General features: G+C 38.9%; 10 protein-coding genes. 2 read left to right on the forward strand and 8 right to left on the reverse strand.

The features are described from left to right. Positions 1-100: 100 nt before the first annotated feature. The 6 genes from R7P74_RS23945 to R7P74_RS23970 form a co-directional block, all read right to left on the reverse strand. Complete coding sequence (locus tag R7P74_RS23945; RefSeq protein WP_169572863.1) at positions 101-316, reverse strand: hypothetical protein; 216 nt, start codon at positions 314-316, stop codon at positions 101-103. 245 nt (positions 317-561) lie between these two features. Next, positions 562-1209 carry a hypothetical protein gene (locus tag R7P74_RS23950; protein WP_042776360.1) on the reverse strand — a complete coding sequence of 216 codons (648 nt, stop codon included), beginning with the start codon at positions 1207-1209 and terminating at the stop codon, positions 562-564. Positions 1210-1469: 260 nt separating this feature from the next. Then, positions 1470-1787 (reverse strand): hypothetical protein, encoded by a 318-nt coding sequence (locus R7P74_RS23955; RefSeq protein ID WP_025634101.1) that lies wholly within the window; start codon positions 1785-1787, stop codon positions 1470-1472. Between the two features lie 105 nt (positions 1788-1892). Then, positions 1893-3230 (reverse strand): hypothetical protein, encoded by a 1338-nt coding sequence (locus R7P74_RS23960; RefSeq protein ID WP_025634099.1) that lies wholly within the window; start codon positions 3228-3230, stop codon positions 1893-1895. 11 nt (positions 3231-3241) lie between these two features. Further along, entirely contained in the window at positions 3242-3580 is a 339-nt protein-coding gene (locus R7P74_RS23965) for a hypothetical protein (RefSeq protein ID WP_025634098.1), read from the reverse strand. Between the two features lie 11 nt (positions 3581-3591). Continuing rightward, the gene (locus R7P74_RS23970) at positions 3592-4140 is read right to left on the reverse strand and encodes a hypothetical protein (RefSeq protein ID WP_025634097.1); all 549 of its coding nucleotides are present in this window, start codon (positions 4138-4140) and stop codon (positions 3592-3594) included. Positions 4141-4893: 753 nt separating this feature from the next. Here R7P74_RS23970 and R7P74_RS23975 point away from each other — a divergent pair. Both R7P74_RS23975 and R7P74_RS23980 read left to right on the forward strand, forming a co-directional pair. Continuing rightward, positions 4894-5178: a hypothetical protein gene (locus R7P74_RS23975; RefSeq protein ID WP_138058896.1), complete on the forward strand. Its 285-nt coding sequence runs from the start codon at positions 4894-4896 to the stop codon at positions 5176-5178. 86 nt (positions 5179-5264) lie between these two features. Continuing rightward, a complete protein-coding gene (locus R7P74_RS23980) occupies positions 5265-5627 on the forward strand; it encodes a hypothetical protein (protein ID WP_025634091.1) in 363 nt (120 codons plus the stop codon). An 894-nt stretch (positions 5628-6521) separates the two neighbouring features. Here R7P74_RS23980 and R7P74_RS23985 read toward each other — a convergent pair. Beyond that, positions 6522-6713: a hypothetical protein gene (locus tag R7P74_RS23985; RefSeq protein WP_225455764.1), complete on the reverse strand. Its 192-nt coding sequence runs from the start codon at positions 6711-6713 to the stop codon at positions 6522-6524. A gap of 127 nt (positions 6714-6840) precedes the next feature. After that, positions 6841-7522, reverse strand: a 682-nt coding sequence (locus R7P74_RS23990; RefSeq protein WP_225468083.1) for a Tn3 family transposase, incomplete at its 5' end; no start/stop codon positions are given.

Consider the following 7522-nt stretch of genomic DNA (forward strand, 5'->3'; position numbering starts at 1 on the left):
TATTTACCTAATTTGCCACACTTATAAGTAGTAACCCACCTCCGCAGCCATTTATTGGTGTGGTCTACAGAGGATTAAGTCTTTTTAGAGGGGAAAATCCCTAGAACCCCATTAAGCTAGAACGCTCTAAATCTACCACCGTCAGGCAGTCAACAAAGTCTTTGTACGCTTCGTTGTCGGAAATGCCTTGAACAACTGCTGGCCCGGTAGTTTTGAGATATTCTTTGTATAGTTTTGCACCGACGACTCCAGAGCCAGATACAGCAACGATAGCTATAATAGACCAGGGAAAGGTGCTTTTAAGTGAGTCGAACATATTATATCCGTTTTATTGTTAGTATTAGTATTAAGGTGGGGATTGTTTTGGAATATTCAATGCATGAAATACAATAATTGTATTTCATGACTAGTTATATCTAGTTTTAAATATTATTTGTTCATCAAAAAGGCTGGTTATAAAACACCCACCAGCCCTTTCAATTTGATATTTAACCTGGGTATGCTAGAACAATGTCTATGTTAAACTTAATATCTGAAAGATTTAAACGGGTCAAAATATACTCAGTCATACTCGCAAAGTCGGCTTAAAATATTTGATTTACCAAATATACAAGGCTCTTTACGGAGGTGGTAAAATTTGGGTCTCCCAGATATTTCATCATATATTTCTTCTACATTTAAAGTCTCAATTATATCAATAGAGTCTGGATTTAACACTAAATGAGAACGGCCATGATACCCACCGTCTACAAATTGTCCACTCTCAAAATCCTTTAAGATATCGATACCGTTTTCACGCAAAATATGACAACGTTTCCGTTCATTCAAATCAATTAGGTCATTGTGTATTCGATTTTCAGGTGGTTTTGCAAGTTCTGAGTACCATTCTTTACCCCTCTTAGTTGATATCCACACTGGTAATTTATCCCAATGTTGCTGTAGATATTTGGGGTGCATAGAAATGGATTTACCAATAGTTACTACTTTAGCTTGTTCCTTTATTGCGCACACATATACGGTAGGTTTACCTACCTGCCTCGCTTTATAGTCAGCGTGATAGCATGCTCCTTTCAGATTAGAAACGAAGTAAAATCCATTAGCATCATTACAGCCTTCGCCTGTACCTAGCATGCCTAACTCAAATTTATCAAACTCCTTAGCTCGTGTACCATGAAAGATGAGCTCTCTTTCCATTGTTCTTTCTAACATGCCGCTTCTCATCAGGTTATAAGTCTTAAATTGTATTATCTAAAAACTAAACAAAATTGAGCTATTACTTTTGTTGACCTCTAAACAGATCAACTAGTCCTCTCAACACAACGCCACTAATGATCAATCCTAATAGTAAACTAATTACTATTCCGTAGGGGTTTGTTGCGAAAAATGAAAAAAACTCAGGTAGTTGAGGGAAAGGTAATGCTGCAACAGTGGCCATAAATTAATCCTTCTTTAAACAGTTAGGTTATGATTTAAGGAAGCTCGAGATCTTCTTCGGTAACCCAATCCAAGTGAGTATCTTTAGATATCAATAGTGTGCCTTCAAGCCAATTTACACCTAATATCTTTTCATCATGTGAAGCGTAAAACTCCGAAAGTTTATCGACTATGTTTGTAACATTCGATATTTCTACATTTTGTAAAGGTAGCCAAAACCAGCGATTTTTTGACTCAAGTAGTGCTCTTTTCGAGTTCCAATCCAGTCCCCATAATAAATGCTCTTGATTACCATTCACGAGCCGACAGTGCATCGCTGCCTTGATCCCCAATTTTTCAAGAAAGAACAACATACTTCCTACTTTGCGTAAAAAAAAACCATATTGACACATACTAAGATGTTACCAAGTATGTATCAATTATCTTTTGTTTTTATATGGTTATGATCAAGCTTGTATCTATATGTGGCTGGCCAGCCAGGTCTTGGTAGGCACAAATTGGTCTGACACCACATTGCCATTATTTATACAGATGGGCAATACGAAGTCAGTACCACTTCCTTTTGCAAACTCCCGTACTTCTCTTAAGGTATCTTTGCTATTGCTAACTGGTACTAGTAAAGAGTGGCTAAGTTCCCTTGTTCCACGCAACTTAATATTGGGTATTGAAAAACCTCGATGTAACAGCTCCTTTGTTTTAATGATTTGCACAGAACTGAATGACTTTACGTATTGGAGTTGTGCGGTTACTAGTTCGTTATATACCGTTTTTAACTTAAACTTTGCTAGCAAATAGTCGTCTGTCAAATTACTGAGCTGATACAAAGCCTTTTTAATAATTAATGTAATTTCTGGGTTATTCAACGATGGCATCGCCAACTCTCGGTCATAGGCGTTTATTACAGCGATTTTTGGATAATGGTCCATTTCACCGACATCTGTTTCAAACTTATCCCTATCGCTTAAAATCATGTTTGTGAGTTTATCGTGTCGCTCTGTCATACCTTTAGAGCATAAAATTAAGAATCTGTTTGATGGCTTAGTTTCGCAGCTAACTAATATTGGGAGTTCATTTTTGTGGTTTGGCACAGGGATATACACCTTTCTAATATCAGAATCCTCTAATATTTCATGTGTACCACTGCCTTCCAGAAAGCTGGCTATCTTCTTCAACATCTGGCTCACGATATCATTCCTTTGTTCAATTATTATTCTACGTTTTGACATTCGTTCATCATACTCTTCTTGTTTAGACTCGATATGCCTAGTCAATTGGTCCCTGTTTAAATATGGTAGAAAATCATTGAAAGTACATTTCACGCTCATGGTGCCAGGGCGTAGCCCTAGTTTAGTTTCAATTCTGGTTGCTAACTTTTTTCCTAGCATACGGGATTTATTGGGCCCTAAATGATTGTTCAAATGACAACCTAGCTCTGAGTTCAATTTGCTAATATTGCCATTCCCTATAAGGGTCAATAGGATCTCTAAATTCCTAGATCTGGCAAGCTTGTCAATTGGGAGGTTATCATCAATTGTTGGGTCTACATTTATGGTAGAAATGGCCTCATCAAGTTGTCCAATAGGCATACCGAGCTTTGTTTCTATGTTTCTAGCTAGTCTGTGACTGATGTTCTTCTGAGGCTTGGATCTGTGGCTGAGATAACTGGCCAAGTGAGGCATATCTAAATGTCTACATAAGTTCTGAATCTTACGGTTGTAGTCTTGGTTGACTATACGCATAAGGTTTTGGTGTCGATTCTCGTGATAGATTTCAGTAGTGTCGAATTTGATATCCATTCAATCACCAATCAATAACGTATTGTTGAAATGGTGTCTTCTATCAAATCTCGTTCTATATCGCTTTCAGCTTGATTTAAATACTTCTCGAGAATATCAATATTAAGTGTACTCAAGTGTCTTCTGTAAAGCTTGCGTCTCAATTCTTTGCGTTCAGCATAAATTGGGTATAGCCCCTGGATAAGGATACCAAGAAGAAGAATTACTATATAAAGCAGATTAAAAGACTCTAATTGAGAGAATCGCCATGCAGCTAAACCTACAATTGTTAGAGAAAATGCCAATATAACTATTCTTCTGGTGAACTGCCCCCATTCTGGTGAAAATACAGAGTCTTTGTAATGCATCATATTATTACCTCCTAGATGTATAAGAAATTGTCCATTGTCCATGTGTCTGGATGTGTTGAAGGGAGTGATTGAGATTCGAATATTGCATCAATGGTTGACCAACCTAGCTCAACTCCGTCCTCAAAATGGGTAGAAAATGCAATGTACATCCAACTTGCGACAGTAAATCGTGCTGCTGCTGTAAATTCAATCTTCAACAAATCGAGTTCGCTTGAGGTACTTACCATGTAAGTATTGGTACTTCTAACGCGATAACACCCTGATAACCTGTCAAGTAGTGGTGTTAGGTTAGGTTCTTTCTTGGCGAGCTTAATCATATCTTTCAAAGACAAAATACAATTGAGCTCTTTTAAACCAACCCTAGTCCATTCTTTAACTTTGCAAATTTGTTCAATTCTGTTTCTTTCGAAAGAGATCCAGAGAGGATCATACCTTCCCATACTTTCAATTAATTTATAGGTTGAAAGTAATTCTTCTAAACTAGCAGAGCATGCCCTTTCGATGTTCGTTGATGTATTGCGCTTAGCAGTACATCTTGTTTTAGTTACTGCGCTTTCCAATCTTGAGTCTCCTAGTTCAAATATTCTCAGTTACAACACTTTTATCGCGAGGATTTGTCTTACGCCGTTATCTGATCGCGATGTCAGTTCAATATTTTCGAATGTCGGTACTGGAAGTCTGTGTATAGCCGCCTCTATTAGTTTCAAGCCGAAAAGGTACTTACCACTAGTAATTGAGTTAATATGATGGTTTGTCATTTTTTCTAAATGACTGACTATCAAATGTTCTAGTTGATAGAGAGTATCAAGCACCTGCAGATCTAGGTTTATCAGGTCGTCATAGTTCTGGAGTGTCATCAACGTGTGTCGATATGGATCTAGAGCACACCTGTACGCATGCTTTTTAAGTAGATATGGATGTATAGGTTTTGGCCACATGACGACTATCTGTTATATCTGCTTTGTACGTTCTAGCCAGCTAGCTAGTGATAGTAGACCACATACCTTGGCCACCACCTCGAAATTGTCTTTGTATGCTCCGCTATTAAAGAAAATCAGGCAAATCAAAGCAGTACAAGATAGTGCTATCAGTAAATACTTTGTTCTAAACATTAGCTTTTCCTCAACCATTCTTAGGCAGTCTAGACTAAACATTGAATAATAGATGTCATTCGCGTATAAAAAACAATACTAATGTTACCATATATTTTAATACGTATGTTAGGAAAACCTCATGCTGAGCTAGTTGATAATTTGATCAACTTAGTTTCCATATGAGCTTTGGTACAAATATTAACGAAGAGTATGATTGATATGATAAAAATTGATAAAGATGAAGTTTTGACAGTCTCCATTGTCTCGCAAAGGCTTAAAGGCATCATTCCTGAGGATTATAAATGGCCAAATGTACCGGAGGGATATCAATTGGAGTTTATTGTCCATCCCGATGGCACTTTAATCATGGATCTTTTAAATCCTGATAGAGGAATGTTTATTTCAGAAGCCGAAAATGTTCACTTTGAAACACCCCGTACAGTGAAGAACGCCCCCCTTACATGGCAAGACCTAGAAAAGGCTGGTGTTCCTTTTATGTCATGACCTAACTACAACTTGATAGAGCTTTCACAAACAACCTCGTTAAGCACCAAATCAGAATAAATCCCCCTCTATAATAGGAATACTGCATGAAATCTGCGATCCGTCTTAGTCTAAAAGTAATATTGTTTTCGATTACTGTCATAGTGTCGATAATTGGAGGACAAATTAGTCAGCACCTCGCTCATATCAAAGATTCCAGAATGCATACGATCGATACCTGGAACAGGCAACATCCTGAGAACTTACATGTCTCTAGAACATTTATTAATGAATGCCTTAATCGAAAAATGGTAAAGGACACTAGTTCGGACGAACCTTTCTTTGTAAAAGAGGTTTATGGACTGTATGAATGTGGTATTGAAGTCGGAGCGGATGACCTTGTGGAGAAAATCAAAGAGTCAGACAACTCATTGAGTACATTTGCTTGGCCATTATCAGCTTTAACTTAATACTTCGTTTTCAAATATTGAGGTCTAAATCGGACCTCATTTGAACCACTATCGAACAAAAATTAGTCAACTATACACGGTATCCACCACACTTTAAGGTACTCATTGGTGCCTCTCCCCCACCGCTTCGCTCCATCCGCACGTGCTGTAACTATAAGGTCGGCTTCGCCGCCTCTTGAGCATTCTCCCCCCTGGGAGAACCAGCGGCTTCGCCGCTTCTTAGATTGGTAAATACTATTCATATCGATTTATTTCTATCTTTATCTATCCATATCTATGTTTGGCTACGCCAAACTTTTTTCCAGGGGGTCTTAGCAGTGGCGAAGCCACCAAGGAGTAGAAATATTTAGGGCGAAGCCCTTATTCGTTAGCGTCGAAGACGCGAAAGGGAGCTTGATTCTTTGCGAGCGAAGCTCGCTTAATTCGAGTTAAAGCGAGTGAGGTAGTTAAGGTTATTGGTGTCGTAACAGCGGCTTGTGGTGTAGTTTAGGTGGTGGATACCGTGTATATTTATGGTTTGAAGTCCCCGTAGATTTGGGAGAGAAATAAAGTTTCATACTAAATGTTCAAGTAAGCCTGTCAGTACCGTTCTAAATGTCACGCTGACATAAATAAAGATTCATACCAATTGGTACTACCATGTTTCAATCTCACAACAATTGACTATAAAAGTATCATACTGGTTGTCTGACCATCCGCTGGAACACGTATCTGGACAAAAATGTTTTAGAGCTGTGTATTAAAACGTTTTTGTCAGATTAGAAAAAGCATCTTGAAACCTTAAACGCTTGCTATTATTGCATGTGTTCGCAAGATGGTTGTGATATGCTAAGAGATGCATCATGTAGGATTAGAACATAGCTAAAAATTAGTTATTGACGCCATAGTCGTTTGTTAAAGGTCGGTTTTCGCATCTTCCAGAGCCTGTTTTTGAATATTTGCAATAACTTCCTCGGTTAACCCATACTTTGCTGCGACAGTCATTGTGATTGGGTTTAGGATGTCCTCAACCTCATTGAACAACTCTATTGATTTTTCCAACCCTGTAATCATCTTATTACGCCCAGACGCGTTCATAAAATCCATAGCTTTAGCTTGGAAATAACTATGAGCCAAGAAGGGGTTCTAGGGATTTTCCCCTCTAAAGTAACATAGAATGCTACAGGCTTTGTATTATATAGCCTCCAGCTGTGGGTTACTTTCGTTTCCAAGCTTAATCATCCACGATTGGCTTCGTAATTTCACTAATATCAGGCAATTTTCCGGTATTGGTGAAGTTATACGTCCCGCTTAAGTTGATATTTTGCCATGCAACGGGCGAAACAGCACGAGTGATAGCCGCTTTTTCTTCATCACCTGTCGCTTCAAAGTGTCCCAGAAGATGACTCAGTATCGCGGAGTTGAAGTAGATGAGCGCATTGGCAAGCAATCTTGCGCATTCATTCCAGATAGCGATTTCAGACTCGTTTTTGCCACGGAACTGATCACCATTCACCGACGCAATGGCTCGTCTAAGGAAGTGCCATGCTTCTCCCCGGTTCAGGGCACGTTGCACATACTGCCGCAAACTGGCATCGTCGATGTAGTCAAGTAAATATTGCGCTTTAACCAGTCGATTATACTCCGTCAGAGCCTGTAATATTGGGTGTCCAGAAGGGTAACCAGACAACTTTCTTACCAGCATTGCTTGTGTCGTCCGCTTTGTCTGAAGTGACAGAACAATACGCCTGATATCTTGCCATCCCGTTGTAATAACATTCGTTCTGATAGGCTTCTTTAGCGCCAGTATGGTGCTGCCTTGTTCACTTTCAGTCACATCAAACAGATCATTGATGACACTACTGAACTGCGCGTATCGCGGTGCAAAACTGTAACCGCATAGATCCAGTAAGGCG

The organism is Vibrio sp. 2033 (assembly GCF_033339735.1).